Below are 25,205 nucleotides of genomic sequence, written 5' to 3'. Positions count from 1 at the left end.
ATAATTATCATTAATTTACTGTTTTTTACTTAATATTTTCAATCATCTAGATCAGATTTTTTCTTTACTTAATGTGAATCATCATATGATTGACATATCATCGTGGCGTCAATAGACTCAATGCGCTTAACTCAATCAGGCAACACAGCACGGGAATGCATACCAATGACACAGAGAATTTGGCTAATGGAAGGCTTGTCTTCCCAGCGTGATATGATTTTGGCGATTAAGTCATTTGCTGAAATCCGCGATGCGGATGTCACCATTTTTGCTTCTCATCGTAATGAGCGTAATGAAATTCTGTCGCTTGCCGATCGTGCATTCCTGGAGCCAAAGGACGAGACTGAACGCCTCTCATTTATTCTGACGACCGTCAAAACGCAGGGGATCCATGCGATCCATGCCGGTCGGCATGGCCGCTGGTGCGAAAACCATCGACATGAAATTGAATCGCTTGGCGTGAAACTCACTACCGGCACCGCCAATGTTGAGTCTCTACTGATAGCCGATGACAAAGTCTCTTTTGCTCATGAAATGGAGAAACTAGGGCTAGCCGTCGTACCTTCGATTCGCGTGTCCTCCGTTGATGAACTCCGACAGCAGATCGCTGCGGCACCTTTTTCCGGTGCGCCGTTGTGTGTTAAACCCGTAACAGGCATTTATGGCATGGGTTTTTGGCGTTTTGATGATAGCGCCTCACCGATGGCGGTATTTACCCACCCAGAAAGGCGTGTGGTTGCTCCAGAGCACTACCTACATGCACAGAGCGAAGCGGGAAACTTTGCGCCGCTGGTGCTGATGCCTTACCTGCCTGGCCCGGAATATTCTGTCGATATGCTGGTAGAAAAAGGCAAAGTGCTGGCCGCAGTGGCGCGGCGTAAGGTTGGTGCGCTGCAATATCTGGAAAACAGCGGCGAAGCTTACCAGCTCGCCATTGCCTGTGCGGAGTCGATGCAAGCGGATGGGCTAGTCAACGTGCAGACCCGCCACAATGATGATGGTGTCCCTCAACTGCTCGAGATCAACATGCGTCCTTCCGGGGGGATCGGCTATACCCGTTTTAGTGGTGTAAACCTGCCTGGATTATTCGCCATGCGGCAGTTGGAATTGCTGAGTGCGCAGCAGGTGGTCGAACTGGCGGCGGAAGCCTTTGAGCCCGCGACCGTGCGCACCATAACGGATGTTGTCCGCTACCAGACTACGCTGTCTAACCGACTTCAGGAAGGGTAAGCCACAATGTCACCGATTCCACAACAGCCCGTCTATACCCGCGATCTTTCCTGTGGCACGCTCAGCGTCACGCCAACTGGCGGCGTGGCGGCGCTGGATACCTTGTTTGATATTGCTGAACGTCGTAACCCTAAGCGCGCTTTCCTGTTTGTTAGTAAGGTACTAGGACGACACATTCCTGTTTCTCCTGCAACGATGCGCGGTGTGTACCGTCAGCTTGCAGAGCAGCTCCCGGATTCTATCGAGGGACCAGTGCTGTTTATCGGCATGGCCGAAACGGCGGTAGGCTTAGGGGCAGGTATTTTTGATGAGGTGAGGCAACGGGTCAGTGAGCCGGTTTATTTGACCTCCACGCGCCACCCGCAAGACGCTGAGCTGCTCTGTGAATTTAAGGAAGCGCATAGTCACGCCACCGATCACTTGATCTATCTTCCCGAGGATGCGTTGTTACGTCGCCGCGTGCGTGAAGCACGTACTCTGATACTGATTGATGATGAAGCGACGACGGGCAATACGTTCATTAATTTACTGGCTGCCCTGCGAGAAACCACATGGCTTGCGCACTTGCAGCAGGTGTTTGCTGTCACACTGACCGACTGGAGCGGTAGCGCGCTCGCACAGCGTTGTCCTTTACCCCTTCAGTCTATTTCTCTAGTTCAGGGCGACTGGCAATGGGTGCCCAAACCGGATGCACCTCTTCCCATTATGCCGACGGTGAATGTCACGGCGCGCGGTAACGTTGCCATCACGGGAAAACAGAGCTGGGGACGCGTGGGTATGGCCGAACCTGCGGGGGATTTAGGGCGTGATTTGCGTGTAGCGCCGAGTGAAAAAATATTGGTTCTGGGCAGTAGTGAGTTTGTTTGGGAACCTTTTTTACTGGCGGAGCATTTGCAAGCGCAGGGGGCTGACGTTAAGTTCAGCTCTACCACACGATCGCCTATCGCGACCGGGTTCGCCATTCAGTCGGCGATAACGTTCAATGACAATTACGGGCTAGGTATTGCGAATTTTGTCTACAACGTGATGCATCAACGTTTCGATCGTATTTTGCTCTGCGTGGAAACGCCGTCAGAGAGTGTCGATCCCCAATTACTCGATGCGCTGGCGACGGTAGCGCCCAGCGTGGAGATTATCAGCTATGACTAAGCCCGTTATTTTTTCCGATCTTGACGACACGCTGTTTCAGACGCGACGTAAGATGGTGAATGAGTTGGCGCTTGAACCTTATCGAACGGGGGCGCTGGATCCCAGCCTGACGCCGCGCAGCTTTATGACCGAAGAGCAGGCCATGCTGGTGGATTGGATGCTGGAATATGCGGAACTGATCCCCGTGACGGCGCGCGGGACGGAAGAAATTGCCCGTGTGGCCATTCCTTTCCGTTCCTGGGCCGTGACCACGCATGGCGCTGTCATTCTTACCCCGCAAGGTGAACCTGAGCCTGTCTGGAAAGCGCAGATATTGACTGCTCTGGCACCGTATGCGGAACAGCTTCACACGATGCAGCACGGTATCACTGAGCTGATGGCTGAGCGCAATATTAACGGCTGGGCGCGGATTAATTACGAATATGGCGATACGCCGATTTATCTGGTGATGAAGCACCGCGATAGCACCCAAATCGAAGAACTCTACGCCATTGCCGATGAAATAGAGCAGCGCTATCCGACACAGGGTTTTTATCTGCATCGCAACAGCAACAACGTTGCCTGGCTACCCGATCCGGTAGAGAAGGGGCGGGCAGTAACCTATTTGCTCAACAAATTGCGCGCGGAACGAGGCACCTTTCCCGTGATTGGTTTAGGCGATAGCCTCAGCGATCATCGCTTTATGACACTCTGCACCTGGTACGGATTGCCTCGGCAAAGTCAGTTTGCCGAAGCCATCGCCCGCCGTATTTTCGGAGACGCCCAAGATGCATGACGACATCACGCCTTTCTCTGGTTCCTACTTGCCAAACGATATCCATTTTTTGCTTCAGCCCGTCGAGATAGACGTGACGCCAGTGGAGGAGAAGGAGCGGCTGATTCAGTCGGGTGCTAAGCACTATTCAGATATGCTGAGTCAGGAGCCGGAACCGACGGTCTGGCACCTCGAACTTTTCTCCCGCGCGCTTGAACAAGAGGGCGGGCGTTTGGCGCGAGAAGTGCAGATGCTTGCGCAAACGCTGGCACAGCGTTTTGCCGATACGCCAGTGGTATTGACCAGCTTGGTTCGTGCCGGTGTTCCGCTTGGTGTGATGCTGCACCGAGCACTGCGTGCCATGGGGAAAACGTCTTACCATTATGGCATCAGCATTATCCGCGATCGGGGCATTGATAAAACCGCGCTGGAATGGATTGAGGCGCGTCACGGCAGCGAGGGCATTGTGTTTGTTGATGGCTGGACCGGTAAAGGCGCTATCACGGGAGAGTTGATCCGATCCCTGAAGGGAAGAGAAGGGTATCCCGAACAGCCACGTCTGGTGGTACTGGCGGATCCCTGCGGCTGTGCCTGGCTGTCGGCGAGCAATGATGACTGGCTGATTCCGTTTGGGATCATGGGCGCTCCTGTTTCGGGTCTGATATCCCGATCGTTGTGGGCGGCGCAAGGACTACACGGCTGCGTGATATGCGAGCACCTTAAGGGCTATGAGTGCAGCCAAATGCTGGCGGATACGGTTGAGGCGTTGCGTCGCACCTCCTCTTTCGTGGGCTTGTCATGCTGTGAATCAACGCCAGAACGGCAGTATTATCTTCAACAACAGAGTGAAAGGGTGATCCATACTCTGGCTGAACGCTATGACATCGATAGCATCAATAGAATCAAACCAGGTATTGCTGAAGCGACCCGTGCGGTGTTGCGTCGGGTGCCGGATCATGTCCTGGTACAAACGATGGACGATCCCGATGTTGCGCTGTTGGTTTATCTTGCGAAGGAAAAGGGAATCACGATTACTGAAGTCGGCGATGAAATCGGTCAGTACCGCGCGGTGACCATTATCAAAAAGGTGCACTGATGAATAAAAGGCTTTCTCCCTGGAATTTAGGTGCGACGCTCTATATGCCCGCGACGCGTACCGATATCGCTGACGTTATTTTGACCGATAAAATTAGCGGACTGCGCTCTCTAGTTATTTGCCTTGAAGATGCCGTCGCGGAAAGCGATGTCCCTCTGGCGCTGTTGCGGCTTCGTGAGCTTCTGACGACATTAGCGCAGGCGAAACAAGCTAATGGAAAAGCCGATTGGCCGTTGGTTTTTGTTCGTCCGCGCGACGCTGAGATGGGCCGCTGGCTGGCGCATGAAATGGACCTGAGTCCGCTAGATGGATTAGTGTTGCCCAAATTTACCCTAGCTTCATTGCCACAGTGGTGGGAAGTGGTGCGGAATAGCGAACTGTGTATGATGCCAACGCTGGAGACAGAAGATGTTTTCGATGTAGTGCAGATGCGTGAGCTGGCTACACAACTCCAGTCTCACCCCTGCCATGAGCGCATTATTGCTTTGCGTATTGGCGGCAACGATCTGATGAACGTGATCTCACTGCGGCGGTCGCGCCATCTGACTTTATATGATGGGCCGATGGGGTACGTGATCAAAATGTTGGTCTCGATATTTGCGGCACGGAATTTCGCGTTGACCGCGCCAGTCTGTGAACATATTGATGACCACCACATCATGTCACGTGAGTTGGCGTTGGATATGGCGCACGGATTGGTCGGCAAAACGGCTATTCATCCCAATCAAATTGATATCATTGAGCAGGCGCTGATGGTGTCTGCTACCGACTATGCGGATGCCTTGCGTATTCTGAACTCCAGCCAGGCGGTCTTTAAATCTCAAGGGTCGATGTGCGAACCGGCCACGCATCGGCGCTGGGCATCGGGGATTTTGGAACGTGCGAAGGTCTATGGCATCGCATCAGAGCAAAATCTGGGGGCTCGCTTTATCGCGGCGACCCATAATCATTGAAGCGATCGGATAGGCGGTTAATCGGGTATACACCCTATTCTGGTTGGGGGCGTTGCTCTATATCGTCTCTGGTTTATCTCACGTTGAAAATTTGTCTGTTAGAGTAAAAAACGTTTAAAATTTTACTTAAGGATGCAGGAGAGAGCGTTTATCCGTTGTCACCTACATTGTCTGTCCACGCTCAGAAATGACGGCGATTAGCATGAGAGAGTCATCGAGAAAAATGTCAGTGAACACACTTATTTTTCAGCCCATACGATCGTTGTCCTGGAATACAGGGTGTGATTCTCTATGCAACTAAGCACCCGTCAGGTACGCGTTTTCCGTCTTGCTAATATTCTGGGGACGGGGAAGCCCGTTGCCGCAACGCAGATCATCACTGCACTGGGTTGTTCGGAACCGACGTTGACTCGGGTACTGAAGGAGTTGAGAAGCGACTATGCTGCTGAGATAAAGTACAGCAAATCTCTACATGCTTATCAGATGATCCAGCCCGGGCAGCTCGATAAAAAGACGTTACGCCATATGGCGCAGGCGCTCGCGTCCAATGCCGAATTGAAAGAAGAAGGAACGGTCAGCCGGGTCTTTCTGGATAAAGAAAAAAAGAAAGCCGTCTCCCTGTCATTAAGAATGTCGGTGTTGCGTAAGATCGATACATTGGCACGCCTGAAAGACGTCACGCGTAGCGAAGCGGTGGAAATGCTGATCGGTAAATGTGCTGATGAACTGATTCGTTCGTCTTCACCCTCGCAAAAATAGCCAACATTTCCCCCTCTTTTCCGCCAGTCTCCTGAACCCTATCCTATTCAATCCTTTCAATTTTGCGGGTTGATAACGCGCATTTTTTGTTGAGATAACAACCAGAAAGATTATGATGTCTCCATCATATTATGCATAAGATGAAGGGATTGATGCTATGCGAAGACTACCCGTCTATTTATTGCTGGATACCTCTGGTTCAATGCACGGTGAGCCAATGGAAGCCGTCAAGAATGGGGTACAGACGTTAATCACGACGCTGCGCCAGGATCCCTACGCGCTGGAAACCGCTTATGTTTCCGTTATTACCTTTGATTCCTCTGCCCGTCAGGTTGTGCCGCTAACCGATCTGATTAATTTTAAATCCCCCGATCTGGTCGCGAATGGCACGACGGCCCTGGGTGAAGCGCTATCGCTGGTCGCTCAGGCCATTGAACGTGAAGTCCAGAAAACCACGGCGGAAACGAAGGGTGACTGGCGTCCGCTGGTCTTCATTATGACCGATGGCGCGCCAACGGATGACTGGCGTAAAGGTGTCGCTGACTTTACGTCGGCGCGTACTGGTGTCGTTGTCGCCTGTGCCGCTGGGCAAGTGGCAGAAACAAAGGTTTTACAGGAAATTACCGAAATAGTTCTACAGCTCGATACGGCAGATTCGAACGCCATCAAGGCGTTTTTCAAGTGGGTATCGGCGAGTATTTCAGTGGGAAGTCAAAAAGTGGAATCGGGTAAAAAAGAGGTTATCGGTCTTGACGATCTCCCCCCTCCGCCGCCAGAAGTGAACGTTGTGCTCTAATTCTATTATCAAAAACAAGGAGACTGTATGTCAGTCAGTTTGCGTAAAGGACAAAGTGTTAGCCTCAAGAAGAATGAATTTGATCTCTCCTCTGTCACCATCGGTCTGGGCTGGGACATTAGCGAAGAGAAAAAAGGCTTCCTGGGGGAATATTTGGTAAGAAAGCGGAAGATGAATATGATCTCGATGTTATCGCTTTCCTGTGCAATGCCGAGGGGAAAGTGGTTGATTTGGGACAGATAGAAGATGGTCGCCCCACGTTGGATAACGGAGATGTGATCTTTTTCAATAACCAGCGGCACCATTCAGGCCAAATCTGGTTAACTGGTGACAATCGCACCGGCGCGGGGGATGGCGACGATGAGCAAATTATCGCCAACTTGAATACGCTGGATGCTAAATACGAAAAAATAGTTTTTATCGTCCAAATTTATAACGGCCAGGAACAGCAACAGCATTTTGGTAAAGTGAAGAACGCGTTTATTCGCGCTGTCGATGCCAATAATGTCGAAATGGCGCGTTTTGATCTGTCCGGCGGGCCTGCATTTAACCAACAATGCTCGATGGTATTTGCCGAGCTGGTGCGTGAAGGCACGGGTTGGAAACTCAGCGCTATCGGTGAACCTTCCGAGTCAGATAGCTTTATTACGCATTTAAAGAGCTACCTGTAAATGAGACGGCTACCTGTTTATCTCTTGATTGATACTTCAGGCTCAATGCGCGGCGAGTCCATTCATGCGGTCAATGTGGGGATTCAGGCCATGCTAAGCGCACTGCGTCAGGATCCTTACGCGCTAGAAAGCGTCCATATCTCGATCATCACCTACGACAATGACGCGCGAGAGTTTATCCCGTTGACGCCGCTGGAAGATTTCCAGTTTACCGATATTGTGGTGCCCAGCGCAGGTGGCACCTTTACGGGGGCGGCCCTTGAGTGTCTGATCCAGTCAGTCGATCGCGATATCAAACGTTCCGATGGCGATCAGAAAGGGGACTGGCGTCCTCTGGTATTCCTCATGACGGACGGTAGCCCCTCTGACGCCTACGCGTATGATGAAGCGGTGACCGAAGTCAAAAAACGCGCCTTCGGTTCGATCATTGCCTGTGCGGTTGGGCCGAAAGCCAAGCATGAACACCTTAAGAAACTGACCAACCAAGTGGTGGCGTTAGAAACGCTGGATTCGACGGCGTTTGCCGGTTTCTTCAAATGGGTTTCTGCGAGTGTCGCATCCGGTAGCACCAGCTCCGGCGTCACGGCGGGTCAGGATAACCTACCGCCACCGCCTCCCGAAATACAGTTGGTTCTGTGACGTCAAGGCAGGGCTCCCGACAGGGAACCTTGCCTTTTATTTTTGCGGTAAGCGATCAAATCCAAAATCATAGAAGTGCTTGCTGCGAAGGCTATTCGCTTACTCAATGCTATTGGCTTAATAAAGGTGTCTGTTATGAGACGACTACCCGTTTTCTTTGTTCTCGACTGCTCGGAGTCGATGATCGGGGATAATCTGAAGAAAATGAACGATGGCCTACAGGCTATCGTTAGCGATTTGAAAAAAGATCCTCATGCCCTTGAAACGGCCTGGATTTCCGTCATCGCTTTCGCCGGTGTGGCGCAAACCATCGTTCCCTTGGTGGAGGTGGTATCGTTCTACCCACCGCGCCTGCCGTTAGGCGGCGGCACCAGCCTTGGGGCCGCGCTACGGGAATTGACCAAACAGATCGATGAACAGGTAAGAAAGACGACGCAAGAGCGCAAAGGTGACTGGAAACCGGTGGTCTATTTGCTGACAGACGGCCGCCCGACGGATGATACCGCACCGGAGATCACGCGTTGGAAACAGCACTACGCCAATAAGGTCAACCTGATCGCGATTGGCCTGGGAGCCTCTGCCGATCTGAATACACTGCGCCAACTCACCGAAAACGTATTGCTGTTTACTGAGGCGCAAGAGGGCGATTTCACCCGCTTTATCAAATGGATCACCGCCTCTGTCACCGCCCATAGCCGTAGCGTCGGGGAAGATGCACCACCGTTGTTGTCGAATAATGAGTCGATTGTTCGGCTGGCCAAGGATGAGGTCGCGCGGGCGTATGATGAGAACTGTGTCATTCTGGTTGGTCGCTGCAACAAATCGCGCCGCCCCTACCTGATGAAGTATGAGCGCCCCAACGTTAACCTGTCTTCTCTCAATTTTAAGCTCAATATCAATGGGTTTAATCTGGCGGGCTGTTTCCCGATAGATGAGGATTATTTTGCCTGGAGCGATGCCAGAGCTTCTGCGCTGCAAGTCAACACGAGCGAATTACACGGTGCGCCAGGTTGCCCCCACTGCGGCAATGCCAGTGCTTTTGCGATGTGTTCCTGCGGAAAACTGCTGTGCATCAACGGGCCAGAAACCGTGATATGCCCTTGGTGTAATCATAACATTAGCTTCAGTGAAAACGGCGGCGTGGACGACTTCGATGTCAATCGCGGGAGAGGCTAATGGATATTGATACCCGTCTGGATCTCCAGATCTTCGCGCTGATTTTGCAACAGGCAGGAAAAACACTTCCCGACGCTGAACTTAACGCGTGGGACGACGACGCTGACCTGCGCGTACTGTTGGACAAACTGCGTGAACAGGTAATGCTCAAGGCGGAAGGTATTGTGCCGCCTCTTTCTATCATAGAAAGCGATGACTCGACAGAAAGTAGCGATTTTACAGAACACAATGATTCTACAGGAAATAATTCCATCCAGAGCGTGACGCCTGACGCTGTTGAAGCCTTGGAGGTATCGGCAGACGTTGTCGTTACACCGCCGGATGCCGTGGAGATATCACAGGATACGGCCACGGTATCGGGGCAGGATGACGCTATTTCCCCTGAGATAGCTGCGCCAGAGGCAGTAGAGCCACCGCCAGTGCCTGTGGAACAGGAGAAAGTGGAAAAAGCACAATGGGAAGCGATGTCGTTTGCAGAGTTGAATGCTGCACAAGGTCGCCCAGCCACGGTAAATGCGCTAAAACCGGGGCAAGTTCCCACGCCGAGCCTGAGTAATAAAGCACCTCCAGCGGCAGCGAGTCTGCCACAGGCAAAAGTTAATATCGCGAATGCCCGCGTCAGTACCCCCTTTAACTCCCCCATTGAGATTAGCCTTGATAACGGGATGAAGCCTGATGTGCAGGAGGTGGTGTTTAGCGAAGCGATAGGGCTGCATTTCGACCGAGAGACTGCTGCGTTGGTGGGTGTGCCGACACGAAGTGGTGATTGGGAAATCGCTGTCCACTGGTCATGCGGAACCGCGACGGTGGGCGTCACAAAGGTACTCTTGATCGTGAATCCCGATCCGCGCAGCCTATGGAAAATCATCGATCCCCCCGCAGACGATCGTTATTTTAAAGCGAATATGGCGCAACAGGCGATCCGGCAGCCGGGTGTTAACATCATTGCCGCCAGCCGCCGAGGACGTTCGCACGAACATATTGGGACGTTTCGTGATGACGACTATTTTATCGCGCACGACAACGACAGCGGTTGGAGCGTACTGTTGGTCGCTGACGGTGCAGGGAGTGCGAAAAACTCTCGGCAGGGATCGCGGCTGGTCACGGCGGTGGTTGGCGACTATTTGGCGCGACAACTGGCGGGAGAATCGGCGTCAGGGCTAAAGCGCGCGATCGCCGATTGGACGCCGGAAGATCAGCGCGAGGTCGGCACCTTCTTTGTCAGCCAATTTCATAAGGCTGCACAGCTTGCGGTGCATAAGATCCACGGCGAAGCGCTGGAAACAAACGAAAGTATCAAATCCTACTCCACCACGCTGTTAGCGACGGTTGCGTTACGCACGGATGATGGGCTGTTTGCCGCGTCGTTCTGGCTGGGAGACGGTGCTATCGCTGCTTATGGGCCAGCGGGGAAAGTTCGCCTATTAGGCATGCCGGATAGTGGTGAATATGCCGGACAAACCCGTTTTCTGGATCAGGATGCTGTACAGGATCCTCAATTTAGTAAGCGCGTTATTATTGGTAAATGGAGCGAGATCTCGCACCTGATCCTGATGACTGATGGGGTATCCGATCCATATTTTGAAACGGATAACGGGCTACAAAACGCGGCAAAATGGGATGCACTGATTGCCGACATTGCCTCTTGTCTGAATGACAGCGAACAGGCGGCAGAGCAGTTGACCGAGTGGCTAAACTTCTTCTCGCCCGGAAACCATGATGACCGGACGATTGTCGTGGCATGGTGAGTCTCAGAAATGGATTGCTGGTGATAATAAATGGCTAATATTATTAGTTGTACCACCCGAGATGGCGAGCTCGTCCAGTACGTTGACGAAGTCATTGGTTCGGGTTCAATGAAAGATGTCTATTTCTCTCCTGATAAGACCTACGTAGTGGCGTTCTATAAAAAGCCACAGAATGAGCAGGCGAAAGAGCGAATTGCGATGATCACCGGTCGCTATCGGCAAAGTATTTTTGAACAGGCGGGCGGGGAGTATTGGCAAGACCTGTTCTGCTGGCCGACCAGCGTGGTGGAGCACGAGGGGCGAATCGGTATTGTGGTGCCAACCTATCAGAGCCACTTTTTCTTTAAGTATGGTTCCAAGAATAATGATTTTCTTGGCATCAAGGGGCGAGAAAAAGAAGGTAAATGGTTTGCCAGTGCGAATAACCAAAACAAATTTCTCGATCCGCGTGAGCGCGGCAATCTACTGAATTATCTAAAAGTCTGCCTGCTATTGACCCGAGCCGTGCGCCGCATGCACGCCGCCGGTCTGTGCCATAGCGATCTGAGTTATAAGAACGTGCTGGTTGATCCCGAAGCGGGTCATGCCTGTGTAATCGATATCGATGGTCTGGTGGTGCCGGGGAAATATCCACCGGATGTCGTGGGTACGCCGGATTTTATTGCGCCCGAAGTGGTGAAAACGACCCATCTGGCGAAAGAAGATGCCAATCGGATTTTGCCTAGCATCAGCACCGATCGTCATGCGTTAGCCGTATTGAACTACATGTATCTGTTTTACCGGCATCCGCTACGGGGCGGTAAAATTCATGATATGGATGATGAGATGCGGGACGAAGCGCTGTCCATGGGGGAAAGGGCGCTGTTTATCGAACATCCGACAGACCGTAGCAATGCGGTTAAGCTTAACCAGGTCAGCCCATCATCTTTACCATGGGCGGATACGAATAAGATCCCCTATACCATTCTGGGGCCTTACCTTACGCCTCTGTTTGAGAAAGCATTTATTACCGGTTTACATGAGCCAACCCAACGTCCGACGGCGGATGAATGGGAAACTGCGCTGGTGAAGACGGTCGATCTTATCCAGCCATGCCAGAACTCCGCGTGCGATCAGGAATGGTATGTCTTCTCGGGTAAGACTCAGCCCTCATGCCCTTATTGCGGTACGCCGTATAAAGGCAAGCTGCCGATACTCAACCTGTATTCTTCGCGTAAAACAGGAAGCTATCGTCCAGACGACCATCGCCTGATGGTCTGGAACGGCCAGTCGCTGTATGCCTGGCATGTTAATCGCCTGATTGCCCCGAACGAGCGCACGACGCCAGAACAGAAGAAACGTGTCGGTTATTTTGTCTTTCATAATGACCAATGGTGGCTGGTGAATGAGGGTATTGAGGAGTTGATGTCGTTACCCGATAAACAGAAGGTTGCCATCGGGGATAAACTGGCGTTGACGGATGGCGCACAGTTTGTCCTTTCCACCCAAGAGGGGGGAAGGCTCGTGGTGGTACAACTGGTATCCAATTAACGTCCGGCTGTACCAACAGAGCGCATACCATCAAGGGCAGCATCTGGCGGGAAGTTTCCCGGCATCGCTGCCCTTGTCTATTTCTCTTGGACGCCCGGCGTTAGCCGACGCAGAGCTTACTTCATGCTGGCTGCGAGGGTATCGACGTTGTGCTTAAACGCGGTCGTATAGGTTGCCGCGGGGCCAGATGCATCAGTCAGCGCTTCCGGATACAGCTCACCACCGGGCTGTGCGCCGCTGGCATTGGCGATTTGCTTCACCAGACGCCCATCGGTCTGGTTCTCAATGAAGTAGCTTTTCACCTTCTCTTGCTTGATTTGCTTAATCAGCGAGGCCACTTTTTTGCTGCTGGCTTCAGATTCGGTAGAGTAGCCCACTGGCGATAGGAACTTCACGCCGTAGGCCTGACTGAAGTAGCCGAACGCATCATGGCTGGTTAGTACCTTACGTTTTTCCGGTGGAATGTCGGCAAAGGTTTTCTTTGCGTAACGATCCAACTCCTGTAGCTGCGTGATGTAGGCTTCACCCTGCTGGCGATAGTAATCGGCATTCGCCGGATCCGCTTTTGCCAGCGCGTTGACGATGTTGTGCGCGTAGACCACACCGTTGCTCATGCTGTTCCAGGCATGCGGATCGGTTTCGGTTTTGCCGTCTTCCACCATCGAGCGTGTTTCAATCCCGTTGGATGCCGTAATGACGTCACCACGGTAGCCGGAGGCGGTGACCAGACGATCGAGCCAGCCTTCCAGACCTAGCCCATTAACGAACACCAGATCGGCATGAGCCAGCGTTTTGCTGTCTTTTGGCGACGGTTCAAACTCATGCGGATCGCCATTCGGCTTCACCAGATCGGTCACGGTAACACGATCGCCGCCGATGTGGCTGACCATATCACCAAGTACGGAAAAGCTGGCAACAACATCAAGATTCTTTGCCATCGCCAGTGGGCTAAGCAGCAGGCCGGATAACGCGATAGCGAGTAGTGAACGTTTCATTTTTCCCTCACAGAAAGTTGCAGATAACGAAATTTATCGATCAACGACGTAGGCGTAACAGCCCGCCGTGGTGACCAACGCAGACGGAGAAACAGAAAAACAGCGTCATCGTCAGGATGATGGCGGGGCCAGCAGGCAACTCGGCATAGTAAGACCACAGCAGCCCGATCAGGCTGGCGACCATTCCTTGCAGCACCGCAATACCGAGCATGACGGGCAGGTGCTGTGTCCAGAACCGTGCGCTGGCGGCGGGCAGCATCATCATGCCGACCGTCATCAGCGTGCCTAGCAGTTGGAATCCTGCGACCAGATTTAGCACCACCAGCGACAAAAACAGACCGTGGATCAATGCCCGATAGCGCCCTGAACTGATGCGCAGGAAGGTCACATCAAATGATTCAATCACCAGCGCCCGATAGATCACCGCCAGTACCAGCAGGGAGGCTGAACCGATTAGCGCAATGTCGATCAGCGCGGCGCGATCCACTGCCAGAATCGATCCGAACAGCACATGCAGCAGATCGATGCTGGAGCCGCGCAGCGAAACTAGCGTGACGCCGAGCGCCAGCGAACCGAGGTAAAATCCGGCAAAGCTGGCATCCTCTTTTAATTCTGTGTGGCGGGTGACGAAGCCAGAAAGCATGGCGACCGATAGTCCGGCGATGAAGCCACCGATGCCCATCGCCAGCAGTGACATCCCCGAGATGAGGTAGCCGATGGCGACGCCGGGTAACACCGCATGCGACAGCGCATCGCCAATCAGGCTCATACGCCGCAACAGCAGGAAACAGCCTAGCGGCGCGGCGCTTAACGTGAGTACCAAACAGCCGACTAGCGCACGGCGCATAAAACCGAATTCGGCAAAAGGAGAAGTAATCAGGTGAAATAGCATCATGACGTGACGATCCTGAGCGTTGGCGTATCACTTTCTGCCTTGCGCAGGCTATGTAATATGGGTTGGGCATCTCCCCAGCGATGGCCGCTCTGGGTGAGTTGCAAGACCGTTGGAAAGTGCTGCCCAATTAGCTCCAGATCGTGCAACACGGTAAGGATGGTTCTGCCTTCGGCGTGAAGTTGTTCGATAATCTGCAAGAGTGCCTGCGTGGTGTGGCTATCGACGCCGGTAAAAGGCTCATCCAGCAGAATGATCGGAGCTTGTGTCAGCAATAGCCGCGCAAAGAGCACGCGCTGTAGCTGTCCACCGGACAGGACGCCAATATGCCGATCGGCGAAATCTGCCATGGAGACGGCGTCGAGTGCATCAATGGCTTTACGGTGCCAGTTGGCGTTAATACTCCGTAACAATCCGCGATGGGGCAGTGAACCCATCAGCACCAGATCGCGCACGTTGATAGGAAACTGCCGATCGAATTCGGAGAGCTGCGGTAAATAGCCAATATCATTCTCTTTACCGCCAGCACCGAGGCTGAACGTGCCGTAAAGCGGCGGCAGCAAGCCTGCCAGCGTTTTCAACAGGGTGGATTTCCCCGTGCCATTCGCGCCAATAATCGCCGTCAGCGATCCCTGATGAAAACAGCCGCTGAGCGTCGCGAGTGGCGGTTGACCACGGTAGCCAAAAGCCAGTTCCTGTAGGGCAATCATGGCAACATCACCGCCCACCAAACCATCAGCCACAACAGTGCCAACAGCAGAGAAATCAGTAACACGCGCTTCAGCGCGGAGAGGGAGTAAAAACTTGTCATTATCATCGGTAAAAGATTAATTGTTATATTATAACGTATCACTTTTTGGCGATGATGATAGAGGCAATAGGTAAAAAAGTATGTAAGCCGATCTTGGGTAGCGTTTGCTGGTTGAACCCAAAAGACTAGCGGTATAACGCATAATCATGACAAACAATTAATCATGTGCCGTCGAGTGTATCGCCTATCGGGGAGGCGTTGAGATGAATGCAGAGCGAGTTCACAGGCAGCAGTACGGTCTGGCGGTGGAATAATCTTTTCACGATAATCCGATAGCGACAGCCAGTCGATGCACCAATGCCTTCGCCATCGCAATGTCGGCCACATTAGTGAATCCCATAAGGATCCCACCGCGTGATGCCCTATACGTTCGCCAGTCATTCAGCGCCTGAATAGCAAGACCGTGAGATTGAGCCGCCGCTGCCAGAGACTGGTCGTCGCTACGGGTTGCCAGCGTAGCTAACACATGAATGCCGCCCGCCTGCGGCTGGACGGTTAGGTGTGAACCTAATGTCTGTAAAAGCTCATCGACCAGATAGCTGCGACGCATGGCATACAGTGAACGCATTTTGCGCAAATGGCGGGCAAAGTGACCTTGTTCCATGAAATCCGCCACTGTGGCTTGGGGTAGGATCGAGCCAGCGCAGCAAAAGTGATTCGCCGTATCCCTGAAGCGTTCGATCTGCGGTTCAGGGACCACCAGATAGGCTAAGCGTAGGCCGGGAAACAGTACCTTACTGAAGGTGCCGGTATAGAGCACACGTCCGTCGCGATCCAGGCTTTTCAGCGCCGGCAATGGCCGGCCGTGGTAACGGAACTCGCTGTCGTAGTCGTCCTCGATGATCCATGATCGGCGGTGGCTGGCCCATTCCAGCAGTTGCAGTCGTCGGGGCAAGGACAACGCCACTCCCATGGGGCTTTGGTGCGTGGGGGTCACCACGGCAAAGCGTGCCTCTGCGGCTCGCTGCTGACCCATGTCCACATTCAGGCCTTCCTCATCCACCGGAATAGGTTCCAGATTCATACCTGCTCGCGCCAAAAACTGGCGAGCGAAGAGATAGCCGGGATCTTCGAACCATCCACTATCACCGGGTTGTAACAATGTACGGCACACCAACTCCAACGCTCCCCGGTAGCCTGCGGTGATGAACACCTGCTCGTGTGTGCAGGTGATGCCGCGCGAGATCCCCAGATAGGTCACGATGGCTCGCCGAAGTGGTTCATAGCCCGCCGGATCGGGATAGGTCATGGCTGCCGTATCCAGAGTGCGTAAATTGTGCCCGGCAAGGCGCGCCCAGGTCTTGCGGGGAAAGGCATCCAGTGCAGGTAAGCCGAGCTGGAAAGGTTGTACTTGAGCGGTCTCGATTTGTGGGCGCGAGGGGATTTGAGAACGGGATGGCGTGATGTATCCCGACTCTACCAGCTTTTCTAACTGGGGTGAGACGACCGTACCCGCTGGGCCGCGTGTCAGGAAATAGCCTTCACTGACCAGCATCTGATAAGCCATTTCGACCGTGCCTCGTGCCAGATTCAGTTCACTGGCAAGGCTGCGCACGGACGGTACGCGATCGCCTGGATGAAGTTTTCCGGCGGTAATGGCGTCTCGATAGCGTCGATACAACTGTAAATAGAGCGGTGCATCGTGTTCCCTGCTTGGCTTCAGTTGCTGCATGTCCATATGTTATGTCCTATTCATTTATTCAATTCTTGCACCTTCTTTATGGGGCATTATTTTCCTAACATACTGGCTTCATTACAAGGAGATTGACATGAGCACCTTTCGATTGAGCCTCATCGACAGCGATCGGGATTACCTGGCTTGCTTCAATGTTATGCGGGAGCTGCGACCTCATCTTCCTGATGCTGCCGCATTCACCGCGCAGGCTCGTCGTCAAGCTGGGCAAGGCTATCATCTGCTGGCGGCATGGCAGGGCGATCGCGTCATGGGGTTGGTGGGTTACCGCATCCAGGAAAACCTATTGTATGGCCGATTCCTCTATGTTGATGACCTTGTGGCTACCGTAGATGTCCGCCATCAGGGGCTCGGTGGCCTGCTGATCGAGGCAATGCGCGAGGAAGCGCAGCGGCAAGACTGTGCTCATCTGGTGCTCGATACGGCCCTGGGCAATTCGCTGGCACAACGCTTCTATTTTCGTCAGGGATTGCTCTCCAGGGGGCTGCATTTCAGCCAGGTGCTGTAGGTGTGGTAGCCATGAAGCAACGACGTCGCAGTCACTTTGGGTGGCAAGATCGGATTACCCCGGCGGTTGAAACATCGGCTTAGCCGCTTTATGCATTCGCTTCTTTTCTCGTTCTTTCATTTCTGATTGGAGATTTTCTATGAGTACACTTCGCTTGCCTTACCAAACCCTCTCGGCAGAAGCCTATCAAGGGTTTGGCATTACCAAGAAAGCCCTGGACAAGAGCAGCCTTGGAAAACAACTGATCGAATTGGTCTATTTGCGTGTTTCGCAAATTAACGGCTGCGCCTTCTGCCTTGAAATGCATGCGTCGGCTCTGCGTGCCGACGGCGTGCCGGATGCTAAGCTGGACAGTCTGGCTGGTTGGCGTGTGAGCGCGCAGTTCAATGAACGTGAGCGCGCGGCGCTGGCCTGGACTGAATCGCTTGTGGACGTGGCTCGCAGCCACGCGCCTGATGAAGATTTCGAGCCGTTGAAGGTGTATTTCAGCGATGCCGAGATCGCCGATCTGAGCTTTGCTGTCGCGCTGATGAGTGCCTTTAATCGCTTGGCGATCGGCATGCGTCAATAAGGTATGGCAACTGCTTGCTGGCTCAGCAAATGATGCCAGCACAGGGACTCTGCATTGCACAACGTACCGAACTGGCGGGGCTGGTGAGAATCTGAGAATCAGTACGGCGACTGAAATAGACGGGATGCTATTTCAGCGACAGCAGTCGTTCAAAAACCGCAACACGGTAGTCGCGGAAATTGATATATCCGCCGTACCACTCGCTTTGGCTAGGGGAGACGAGTTTCTCGATAAACCAGCGATCTCTCATAATTGAAACAAGCTCAATCACGGTCATAGCAAGCGCATAGGCAAACCAGAGCGCGACAATAACCACGCCAAGATAAAGCCATGGCCAGTTGACTGCCATAGTCTGTTGCACCAACAAGATGACGGCGCAGATCTGAATCAACAGCTTTCCTGTGTAGGCTCGTAGGGAAAACGTCCGCATGCTTTCGGCGCTAAAAAAATACGGATTGGTGAATGATGTTCTGGTTTCACGCACCGGGATACCGTGTACATAGACCATCCATTCGCTCTTTTCCTTAGGCAAGAAAGCGATGCCTTTTTCACTCAGGCTGTGTAATCGCAGGGAGAGGATGACGGGGTAAGCCAGCTTCATTGCCAGAAGGTAGAAGACTGGGGCGCTGATACCGGCAACGGCCAGTGCGCCACAGAGGCAAATCGTAAAAAAGATCCTGACGGTGTAGATAAAAAGGGGTGTTGATTGGTAGTTCATTTTGTAAATCCATTTATATACGGCGTGTGTGCTGCACGTCGTCACTTTACTGCCGAATGTTTGATAATTAAAGCGGCATTCTATATTCGGTAACGCCCGGTTTTTCTGCAACCCAACCATAAAGACGCTGCGCTGTTTTATTGGTCTCCTGAGTATGCCAATACAGACGACCGCAGTGCTTTTCTTGCGCCTTCTCTCGGCACAACACAGTACACGGGAATAGGGGGAGAGCGGTGTTTGCAGGTGCGTTCGCATCGAACGCACCCTGATATTTACTCGGTATTACTGATTGCGCTATACGTTAGGATTTATCTGGCGCTGAATGGACGAGCTGGCCTTTGAAATATGTTTTGACTACGTTGGCACGATGAACCTGTTTGATCGGTACGTTGAACAAGTGGCGATCCAATACGATCAGATCGGCGGATTTACCCAGCTCGACCGATCCCGTCTCTTTCTCTATACCCATCGCTTTCGCGCTGTTGATGGTATAGATACGAATCGCTTCAGACAGATCGACGGCCTCTTCAGGAGCCAGTGTGCCGGGTGCATCACCCAGCGGATTCTGGCGTGTTACCAGACCTTCAATACCGATCCAGGGAGATGGCGTTGGGCCACCGGCTGGCCAGTCAGAGCCGCCAGCGACCACCGCGCCAGAACGTAACAATTTAACCGTAGGGACAAAATCCTTCATACGTTCTTCGCCAATGGTCACGACGCTGGCGTTAGTCATATCGGACGGGAACCACAGCATCGGCGAGAGATCGGCGGCAACCCGCAACTGTGCGAAGCGTGGCATATCTTGCGGTGAGATCAAATGCGTATGCGCGATTTGATGCATCGGACCATTTGGTCCATTGATTTTACGTACCTGCTCAACGGCATCGAGCGCCAGACGCAGTGAACCATCTCCCGCAGCATGAAGCTTGGTTGATATACCTTGCTTATCCAGCTTGGACAGAATCTCGACGACTTGCTCGGTGGTGTAGTGGGTATCACCGTGATAGTGATCGCCATGGGCTTTGGTTGGCAGATAGGGATCAATCAGCTTTGCGGTATGAGCTGGTGGAACACCATCCAAAACAAATTTAAAACGATCGGGGAAGAAGTTCGTGGTGCGATAGACATCGCGTCGGGCGACCAACTCCAGACCCGCAGCGCCTTCATCCAACAGAGGAGTGGAGACGATCGAGCCGATAATACGCAGAGGCAGACCTTCTGCCCGGTCAATCTTGCTCCAGATGCGCAGATTCACTTCTGAACTGACCGCTTCCTGCACGCCGGTAATACCCAACGACACCATCGTTTTTGCGGCTCCGCGCCCTGATGTCAGACGTTGCTCTTCCGTGCGCACGGGGACCAGACTTTGTACATGCTGGAACGCGGGGAATTCTTGCAACAGGCTCGTGGGTTCACCTGTTTTTGCATCTTTAACAATGACGCCACCGGCTGGGCTAACGGACTGTGCGGTGATAGCGGCCAGACGCATTGCTTCGCTGTTAATCCAGCGGTTATGGTAAGAATCGTCACGCAGAATGACCGGACGTCCGTTACTGACTTTATCCAATTTAGCCAGCGCTTCAGCGGTAGAAAGTTCCGCCATACTCGGGCTGCCCCAGGCCGAGCCGATCACCCATTCTCCGGGACCAGCTTTTTTCGCACATTCACTAACCTGACTCAGAATGTCGTCCAGTGAGCTTGTTTGTGCGAAGTTACAGGAATAAATATCTTCATAGCCACCGTCTAATGGATGAGCATGGACATCATTAATACCCGGCATTGCCATACTGCCATTGAGGTCAACCACCTGCGTTTTCGGGCCGATAAACTCTGCTGCCTGTGCATTTGAACCGATGAAAACATAGCGGCCATCGCGTACTGCGACGGCTTCCGCCCACGGCTGACCTTGATTAACGGTATAAATACTGCCATTACGTAAAACTAAATCGGCAGTCGCTGCTGTTTCTGCTGCCATTAGCGCGGGTGAGGAAAAAAGCAAACCTGAGACGGTGACAGCAAGCGCAGCGAGCCTGAAAGAATAGCGTCCTGTTGCCGCGTGGTTAGCCTGTGTCGAGGATGTGTGGTTGACAGTACTTTGGGATTGATTCTTGTTAGCGGTGCGGTGTGCACTATTTTTTTCCATACGTTATATCTCCATATATAGCGTTTACACCCCATTGATAAGGCTTTGCTATTTTTCAGTAGCGATGGAGAAATAACTGCACCGATTGTGCTCTGCTTATACTACTGAGCACGAAACGCACATGATGTGATGATTTCCTTGGTTGATTGTTTCTGTTTGGTTTTTCTATACACCACAAAATGAAAAAACCCCGATAAATCGGGGTTTAATAGGATGTTTTGATAAACGGCGTTGATAGGCGAGCCGCTGTTAGAACGGAATATCGTCGTCGAAATCCATTGGGGGTTCGTTGCTTTGCGCAGGGGCGCTATTTTGCGCTGGGCGCTGCTGAGCTTGTGCGCCACCGCTGAACTGGTTGCCACCCTGCGGTTGCTGAGGTTGACCCCAGCCACCTTGTTGCTGGCCGCCACCTGCATTACCACCGCCTGCGGGTGCGCCGCCGCCCTGACGTCCACCCAGCATTTGCATGGTACCGCCGACGTTAACGACCACTTCGGTGGTGTAACGCTCTACGCCAGCTTGATCGGCCCATTTACGGGTTTGCAGTGCGCCTTCGATGTAGACTTGAGAGCCTTTACGCAGGTATTCACCCGCCACTTCAGCCAGTTTGCCGAACAGAACCACACGGTGCCATTCGGTCTTCTCTTTCTGTTCACCGGTTTGCTTGTCACGCCAGCTTTCCGACGTAGCCAGCGTGATGTTGGCAACTGCACCACCATTCGGCATATAGCGGACTTCCGGGTCTTGACCCAGGTTCCCGACAAGAATCACTTTATTAACGCCTCTGCTGGCCATGCTCGTATCTCCTGATGAATCGATAGATTTATTTTAAGTCTAAACGATCAATCTTACCATGTGGAAAACTCTCTGTCATACCTGCGAAATGGCTTCAGAAATGAAAGTCAGATTTGCAGCGTTTGCAAAGTAAACGGGTTTAACACTGGATATTCATTCAGTTTTTTTTGTGCCATAATTGCTCGTTTCGTACCGGTTCTCTCCGTTCGGGAGACGATGACAAACCGTTTTTATTCCGGGAAGTGTGTGAATGGATAAGATCGAAGTTCGTGGTGCTCGTACCCATAATCTAAAGAATATCAATCTGATAATCCCCCGTGACAAGCTGATCGTCATCACTGGTCTGTCTGGTTCGGGTAAGTCATCGCTGGCGTTTGACACGCTGTATGCCGAAGGGCAGCGGCGCTATGTGGAATCTCTCTCCGCTTACGCCCGTCAATTTCTGTCGCTGATGGAAAAACCAGATGTCGATCATATAGAAGGGCTGTCGCCCGCCATCTCTATCGAACAGAAATCCACTTCACATAACCCGCGTTCTACGGTCGGGACGATTACCGAAATTCATGATTACCTGCGTTTGCTGTTTGCGCGCGTGGGTGAGCCGCGCTGCCCAGAGCATGATGTGCCGCTGGATGCGCAGACGGTCAGCCAGATGGTGGACAACGTGCTGGCGCAGCCAGAAGGCAAGCGCCTGATGTTGCTAGCGCCGATTGTGAAAGACCGCAAAGGCGAACACAGCAAGACGTTGGAAAATCTGGCGTCACAGGGCTATATCCGGGCCCGTATCGACGGCGAAGTGTGCGATCTGTCCGATCCGCCGAAGCTGGAATTACAGAAAAAGCACACCATCGAAGTTGTCGTCGATCGCTTTAAAGTGCGTGAGGATCTGGCGCAGCGACTGGCAGAATCATTTGAAACCGCACTGGATTTGTCCGGTGGTAGCGTGGTCGTCGCCGATATGGACGACCCAACGCAGCCTGAACTGTTATTTTCGGCGAATTTTGCTTGTCCAGTGTGTGGCTACAGCATGCACGAGCTGGAACCGCGTATGTTTTCGTTCAACAACCCGGCGGGCGCGTGCCCAAGCTGTGATGGTCTGGGCGTACAGCAGTTCTTCGATCCGGTTCGCGTAGTGCAAAATGCGGAGCTGTCGCTGGCGGGTGGGGCGATCCGCGGCTGGGATCGTCGCAATTTCTACTATTTCCAGATGCTGCGCTCGCTGGCGGAGCACTACAAATTTGACGTCGATGCCCCGTTTGGAGACCAGAGTGCCGAGGTGCAGAAAGTGATTCTGTACGGTTCCGGTAAAGAGAACATCGAATTCAAATATATCAACGATCGTGGCGACACCTCAGTACGCCGTCATCCGTTCGAAGGCGTGCTGCATAACATGGAGCGCCGCTATAAAGAAACGGAATCCACGGCGGTGCGCGAAGAGCTGGCAAAATTCATCAGCAATCGCTCCTGCGCCAGTTGCGGCGGGACGCGTCTGCGGGAAGAAGCGCGTAACGTGTTTGTTGAGCAAACCACGTTGCCGCAGATTTCTGATATGAGCATTGGCCATGCGATGACGTTTTTTCAGAATATGAAGCTTAGCGGGCAACGTGCCCAAATCGCCGAGAAAGTACTGAAAGAGATTGGCGATCGGCTGAAGTTTCTGGTGAATGTGGGGCTGAACTATTTGTCGCTCTCCCGCTCGGCGGAAACGCTGTCCGGCGGCGAGGCGCAGCGTATTCGTCTGGCGAGCCAGATCGGTGCCGGGCTGGTTGGCGTGATGTACGTGCTGGATGAGCCGTCTATCGGCCTGCACCAGCGAGACAACGAGCGCCTGCTGGAAACGCTGGTTCATCTGCGCAACTTGGGCAATACCGTCATTGTGGTGGAACACGATGAAGACGCGATTCGTGCTGCTGACCATGTGATTGATATCGGCCCCGGTGCGGGCGTGCACGGTGGACAAATTGTCGCCGAGGGCACGATGGACGAGATTATGGCGGTGCCGGGTTCGCTGACGGGGCAATTCCTCAGCGGTAAGCGCAAGATCGAAATTCCAAAACAGCGCGTACTTGCGGACCCGACTAAAGTGCTGAAGCTGATTGGTGCGAAGGGCAACAACCTGAAAGACGTCACGCTGACGCTGCCAGTTGGCCTGTTCACCTGCATCACTGGTGTATCTGGATCGGGCAAATCTACCCTCATCAATGATACCTTATTCCCACTGGCGCAGCGCCAGTTGAACGGCGCGACGCTGGCAGAACCTGCCGCTCACCGTGAGATTCAGGGGCTGGAACATTTCGATAAGGTGATTGATATCGATCAAAGCCCGATCGGTCGCACACCGCGTTCCAATCCAGCAACTTACACCGGCATTTTCACGCCGATTCGCGAGCTGTTTGCTGGCGTGCCGGAAGCCCGTACCCGTGGCTATAACCCCGGTCGTTTTAGCTTTAACGTGCGCGGCGGACGCTGCGAAGCCTGCCAAGGCGACGGTGTCATCAAGGTCGAAATGCACTTCCTACCGGATGTCTATGTGCCGTGTGACCAGTGCAAAGGTAAACGTTATAACCGTGAAACGCTGGAAATCAAATACAAAGGTAAAGGCATTCATGAAGTGCTGGATATGACCATCGAAGAAGCGCGTGAGTTTTTTGATGCCATTCCAGCGCTGGCGCGGAAGCTGCAAACGCTGATCGATGTTGGCTTGTCCTACATTCGCCTTGGGCAGTCGGCAACTACGCTGTCCGGCGGGGAAGCACAGCGTGTGAAATTGGCACGTGAACTGTCAAAACGTGGAACCGGGCAGACGCTGTATATTCTCGACGAACCCACTACTGGCCTGCATTTTGCTGATATTGAGCAGCTTCTCACCGTTCTGCATCAACTGCGCGATCAGGGCAATACTATCGTGGTAATTGAGCATAATCTGGATGTGATTAAAACGGCGGACTGGATTGTCGATTTAGGGCCGGAAGGCGGTAGCGGCGGCGGAGAAATTCTGGTTTCTGGCACGCCGGAAACGGTAGCGGAGTGCGAGCAGTCTCACACGGCACGCTTCCTGCGGCCAATTTTGGCACGAGAAGCCCGATAGCGGGAATACGACGATGTGGATGCAATATGAAATCCGCCTGAAGCCGAAAGCCAGAGGCTTCCATCTGGTAACTGACGAAATACTGGTGCAGGTTACTGCGCTGCGCCAGATAAAAGTCGGGCTGATGCATGTGTTCATCAAACATACCTCAGCGGCGCTAACGATTAACGAGAATGCCGACCCCACGGTGCGGCAGGATTTCGAGAGCTTCTTTAATCGTTTAGTGCCGGAGGATGAACCATATTACCGCCATACGTATGAAGGCAGTGACGACATGCCTGCGCACCTGAAAGGCAGCCTGCTGGGAAACAGCCTCACGATCCCCATCACCAACGGATGCCTAAACATCGGCACCTGGCAGGGCATTTACCTGTGTGAACACCGCAACCACGGCGGTAGCCGCTCGCTGATTGTCACGCTGAATGGGGAATAACGCCACAATATGCTGCGCCAGTGATTTATTTCGATAAGCACTAAACTGCCTGTACGG

General features: G+C 53.0%; 22 protein-coding genes, 2 pseudogenes and 1 CRISPR repeat array (1 of these 25 cut by a window edge). Of the genes and pseudogenes, 16 read left to right on the top strand and 8 right to left on the bottom strand.

Annotated features, from left to right (window positions below):
* Positions 1 to 165 precede the first annotated feature (165 nt).
* The 12 genes and pseudogenes from A7983_RS03515 to A7983_RS03460 all read left to right on the top strand — a co-directional run bounded on the left by A7983_RS03515 (position 166) and on the right by A7983_RS03460 (position 12,501).
* Positions 166 to 1,230, top strand: a complete 1,065-nt coding sequence (locus A7983_RS03515) for an ATP-grasp domain-containing protein (RefSeq protein WP_039478332.1) — start codon at positions 166 to 168, stop codon at positions 1,228 to 1,230.
* A 6-nt stretch (positions 1,231 to 1,236) separates the two neighbouring features.
* Complete coding sequence (locus tag A7983_RS03510; protein ID WP_005975049.1) at positions 1,237 to 2,379, top strand: phosphoribosyltransferase domain-containing protein; 1,143 nt, start codon at positions 1,237 to 1,239, stop codon at positions 2,377 to 2,379.
* Positions 2,372 to 3,154, top strand: coding sequence for an HAD family hydrolase (locus A7983_RS03505; RefSeq protein WP_005975046.1), 783 nt, complete (start codon positions 2,372 to 2,374; stop codon positions 3,152 to 3,154). The genes A7983_RS03510 and A7983_RS03505 overlap by 8 nt, the downstream gene beginning before the upstream one ends.
* Positions 3,147 to 4,229, top strand: coding sequence for a cysteine protease StiP family protein (locus A7983_RS03500; protein WP_039478330.1), 1,083 nt, complete (start codon positions 3,147 to 3,149; stop codon positions 4,227 to 4,229). The genes A7983_RS03505 and A7983_RS03500 overlap by 8 nt, the downstream gene beginning before the upstream one ends.
* Positions 4,229 to 5,182: an HpcH/HpaI aldolase/citrate lyase family protein gene (locus A7983_RS03495; RefSeq protein WP_005975043.1), complete on the top strand. Its 954-nt coding sequence runs from the start codon at positions 4,229 to 4,231 to the stop codon at positions 5,180 to 5,182. The genes A7983_RS03500 and A7983_RS03495 overlap by 1 nt, the downstream gene beginning before the upstream one ends.
* 291 nt (positions 5,183 to 5,473) lie before the next feature.
* Entirely contained in the window at positions 5,474 to 5,941 is a 468-nt protein-coding gene (locus tag A7983_RS03490; RefSeq protein WP_005975039.1) for a hypothetical protein, read from the top strand.
* Between the two features lie 157 nt (positions 5,942 to 6,098).
* On the top strand, positions 6,099 to 6,737 hold the full coding sequence (locus tag A7983_RS03485; RefSeq protein WP_005975037.1) for a vWA domain-containing protein: 639 nt from the start codon (positions 6,099 to 6,101) through the stop codon (positions 6,735 to 6,737).
* A gap of 27 nt (positions 6,738 to 6,764) precedes the next feature.
* Positions 6,765 to 7,408: pseudogene (locus A7983_RS03480) on the top strand (TerD family protein).
* Entirely contained in the window at positions 7,409 to 8,047 is a 639-nt protein-coding gene (locus tag A7983_RS03475; RefSeq protein WP_005975031.1) for a vWA domain-containing protein, read from the top strand.
* 135 nt (positions 8,048 to 8,182) lie between these two features.
* Complete coding sequence (locus A7983_RS03470; RefSeq protein WP_005975029.1) at positions 8,183 to 9,223, top strand: TerY-C metal binding domain-containing protein; 1,041 nt, start codon at positions 8,183 to 8,185, stop codon at positions 9,221 to 9,223.
* Entirely contained in the window at positions 9,223 to 10,971 is a 1,749-nt protein-coding gene (locus A7983_RS03465; RefSeq protein WP_005975025.1) for a PP2C family serine/threonine-protein phosphatase, read from the top strand. The genes A7983_RS03470 and A7983_RS03465 overlap by 1 nt, the downstream gene beginning before the upstream one ends.
* Positions 10,972 to 11,001: 30 nt before the next feature.
* Positions 11,002 to 12,501, top strand: coding sequence for a helix-hairpin-helix domain-containing protein (locus tag A7983_RS03460; protein WP_005975022.1), 1,500 nt, complete (start codon positions 11,002 to 11,004; stop codon positions 12,499 to 12,501).
* Positions 12,502 to 12,617: 116 nt separating this feature from the next.
* On the opposite strand, the gene A7983_RS03455 is transcribed toward A7983_RS03460, so the two are convergent.
* From A7983_RS03455 to pdxR, 4 genes are all read right to left on the bottom strand, one after another.
* Positions 12,618 to 13,496 (bottom strand): metal ABC transporter substrate-binding protein, encoded by an 879-nt coding sequence (locus A7983_RS03455; RefSeq protein ID WP_005975020.1) that lies wholly within the window; start codon positions 13,494 to 13,496, stop codon positions 12,618 to 12,620.
* Between the two features lie 40 nt (positions 13,497 to 13,536).
* On the bottom strand, positions 13,537 to 14,391 hold the full coding sequence (locus tag A7983_RS03450) for a metal ABC transporter permease (protein WP_005975017.1): 855 nt from the start codon (positions 14,389 to 14,391) through the stop codon (positions 13,537 to 13,539).
* The gene (locus A7983_RS03445) at positions 14,388 to 15,098 is read right to left on the bottom strand and encodes a metal ABC transporter ATP-binding protein (RefSeq protein ID WP_005975014.1); all 711 of its coding nucleotides are present in this window, start codon (positions 15,096 to 15,098) and stop codon (positions 14,388 to 14,390) included. The genes A7983_RS03450 and A7983_RS03445 overlap by 4 nt, the downstream gene beginning before the upstream one ends.
* A 360-nt stretch (positions 15,099 to 15,458) precedes the next feature.
* Positions 15,459 to 16,877 carry a MocR-like pyridoxine biosynthesis transcription factor PdxR gene (pdxR, locus tag A7983_RS03440; protein ID WP_005975011.1) on the bottom strand — a complete coding sequence of 473 codons (1,419 nt, stop codon included), beginning with the start codon at positions 16,875 to 16,877 and terminating at the stop codon, positions 15,459 to 15,461.
* 91 nt (positions 16,878 to 16,968) lie between these two features.
* Between pdxR and A7983_RS03435 the strand changes: the two genes are divergently transcribed.
* Positions 16,969 to 17,400 carry a GNAT family N-acetyltransferase gene (locus A7983_RS03435; RefSeq protein ID WP_005975009.1) on the top strand — a complete coding sequence of 144 codons (432 nt, stop codon included), beginning with the start codon at positions 16,969 to 16,971 and terminating at the stop codon, positions 17,398 to 17,400.
* Between the two features lie 139 nt (positions 17,401 to 17,539).
* Entirely contained in the window at positions 17,540 to 17,971 is a 432-nt protein-coding gene (locus tag A7983_RS03430; protein WP_005975006.1) for a carboxymuconolactone decarboxylase family protein, read from the top strand.
* Positions 17,972 to 18,098: 127 nt separating this feature from the next.
* Here the strand turns inward: A7983_RS03430 and A7983_RS03425 are convergent, their stop codons facing one another.
* The 4 genes and pseudogenes from A7983_RS03425 to ssb1 form a co-directional block, all read right to left on the bottom strand.
* Complete coding sequence (locus A7983_RS03425; RefSeq protein ID WP_039478403.1) at positions 18,099 to 18,689, bottom strand: hypothetical protein; 591 nt, start codon at positions 18,687 to 18,689, stop codon at positions 18,099 to 18,101.
* A 67-nt stretch (positions 18,690 to 18,756) separates the two neighbouring features.
* Positions 18,757 to 18,888: pseudogene (locus A7983_RS24295) on the bottom strand (GNAT family N-acetyltransferase); the annotation flags it as partial.
* Between the two features lie 102 nt (positions 18,889 to 18,990).
* Positions 18,991 to 20,832 (bottom strand): amidohydrolase, encoded by a 1,842-nt coding sequence (locus A7983_RS03420; protein ID WP_005975002.1) that lies wholly within the window; start codon positions 20,830 to 20,832, stop codon positions 18,991 to 18,993.
* A gap of 249 nt (positions 20,833 to 21,081) precedes the next feature.
* Complete coding sequence (gene ssb1 / locus A7983_RS03415) at positions 21,082 to 21,627, bottom strand: single-stranded DNA-binding protein SSB1 (protein WP_005975000.1); 546 nt, start codon at positions 21,625 to 21,627, stop codon at positions 21,082 to 21,084.
* A 250-nt stretch (positions 21,628 to 21,877) separates the two neighbouring features.
* On the opposite strand from ssb1, the gene uvrA reads away from it, so the two are divergent.
* Positions 21,878 to 24,715: an excinuclease ABC subunit UvrA gene (gene uvrA, locus A7983_RS03410; protein WP_005974997.1), complete on the top strand. Its 2,838-nt coding sequence runs from the start codon at positions 21,878 to 21,880 to the stop codon at positions 24,713 to 24,715.
* 13 nt (positions 24,716 to 24,728) lie between these two features.
* Positions 24,729 to 25,148 (top strand): secondary thiamine-phosphate synthase enzyme YjbQ, encoded by a 420-nt coding sequence (locus tag A7983_RS03405; protein ID WP_005974995.1) that lies wholly within the window; start codon positions 24,729 to 24,731, stop codon positions 25,146 to 25,148.
* A 37-nt stretch (positions 25,149 to 25,185) separates the two neighbouring features.
* A CRISPR array of direct repeats spans positions 25,186 to 25,205; the repeat unit is 28 nt (it continues 1,090 nt past the right edge of the window).

The sequence above is a fragment of the Pectobacterium wasabiae CFBP 3304 genome (assembly GCF_001742185.1).
Taxonomy (GTDB): domain Bacteria; phylum Pseudomonadota; class Gammaproteobacteria; order Enterobacterales; family Enterobacteriaceae; genus Pectobacterium; species Pectobacterium wasabiae.
The sequence above is the reverse complement of the archived record's forward strand: the minus strand, read 5'-3'. Positions and strand labels throughout refer to the sequence as shown.

Coding starts and splice junctions, on each gene's coding strand:
- A7983_RS03515 (WP_039478332.1), top strand. CDS start 166: ATGACACAGAGAATTTGGCTAATGGAAGGCTTGTCTTCCCAGCGTGAT.
- A7983_RS03510 (WP_005975049.1), top strand. CDS start 1,237: ATGTCACCGATTCCACAACAGCCCGTCTATACCCGCGATCTTTCCTGT.
- A7983_RS03505 (WP_005975046.1), top strand. CDS start 2,372: ATGACTAAGCCCGTTATTTTTTCCGATCTTGACGACACGCTGTTTCAG.
- A7983_RS03500 (WP_039478330.1), top strand. CDS start 3,147: ATGCATGACGACATCACGCCTTTCTCTGGTTCCTACTTGCCAAACGAT.
- A7983_RS03495 (WP_005975043.1), top strand. CDS start 4,229: ATGAATAAAAGGCTTTCTCCCTGGAATTTAGGTGCGACGCTCTATATG.
- A7983_RS03490 (WP_005975039.1), top strand. CDS start 5,474: ATGCAACTAAGCACCCGTCAGGTACGCGTTTTCCGTCTTGCTAATATT.
- A7983_RS03485 (WP_005975037.1), top strand. CDS start 6,099: ATGCGAAGACTACCCGTCTATTTATTGCTGGATACCTCTGGTTCAATG.
- A7983_RS03475 (WP_005975031.1), top strand. CDS start 7,409: ATGAGACGGCTACCTGTTTATCTCTTGATTGATACTTCAGGCTCAATG.
- A7983_RS03470 (WP_005975029.1), top strand. CDS start 8,183: ATGAGACGACTACCCGTTTTCTTTGTTCTCGACTGCTCGGAGTCGATG.
- A7983_RS03465 (WP_005975025.1), top strand. CDS start 9,223: ATGGATATTGATACCCGTCTGGATCTCCAGATCTTCGCGCTGATTTTG.
- A7983_RS03460 (WP_005975022.1), top strand. CDS start 11,002: ATGGCTAATATTATTAGTTGTACCACCCGAGATGGCGAGCTCGTCCAG.
- A7983_RS03455 (WP_005975020.1), bottom strand. CDS start 13,496: ATGAAACGTTCACTACTCGCTATCGCGTTATCCGGCCTGCTGCTTAGC.
- A7983_RS03450 (WP_005975017.1), bottom strand. CDS start 14,391: ATGATGCTATTTCACCTGATTACTTCTCCTTTTGCCGAATTCGGTTTT.
- A7983_RS03445 (WP_005975014.1), bottom strand. CDS start 15,098: ATGATTGCCCTACAGGAACTGGCTTTTGGCTACCGTGGTCAACCGCCA.
- pdxR (WP_005975011.1), bottom strand. CDS start 16,877: ATGGACATGCAGCAACTGAAGCCAAGCAGGGAACACGATGCACCGCTC.
- A7983_RS03435 (WP_005975009.1), top strand. CDS start 16,969: ATGAGCACCTTTCGATTGAGCCTCATCGACAGCGATCGGGATTACCTG.
- A7983_RS03430 (WP_005975006.1), top strand. CDS start 17,540: ATGAGTACACTTCGCTTGCCTTACCAAACCCTCTCGGCAGAAGCCTAT.
- A7983_RS03425 (WP_039478403.1), bottom strand. CDS start 18,689: ATGAACTACCAATCAACACCCCTTTTTATCTACACCGTCAGGATCTTT.
- A7983_RS03420 (WP_005975002.1), bottom strand. CDS start 20,832: ATGGAAAAAAATAGTGCACACCGCACCGCTAACAAGAATCAATCCCAA.
- ssb1 (WP_005975000.1), bottom strand. CDS start 21,627: ATGGCCAGCAGAGGCGTTAATAAAGTGATTCTTGTCGGGAACCTGGGT.
- uvrA (WP_005974997.1), top strand. CDS start 21,878: ATGGATAAGATCGAAGTTCGTGGTGCTCGTACCCATAATCTAAAGAAT.
- A7983_RS03405 (WP_005974995.1), top strand. CDS start 24,729: ATGTGGATGCAATATGAAATCCGCCTGAAGCCGAAAGCCAGAGGCTTC.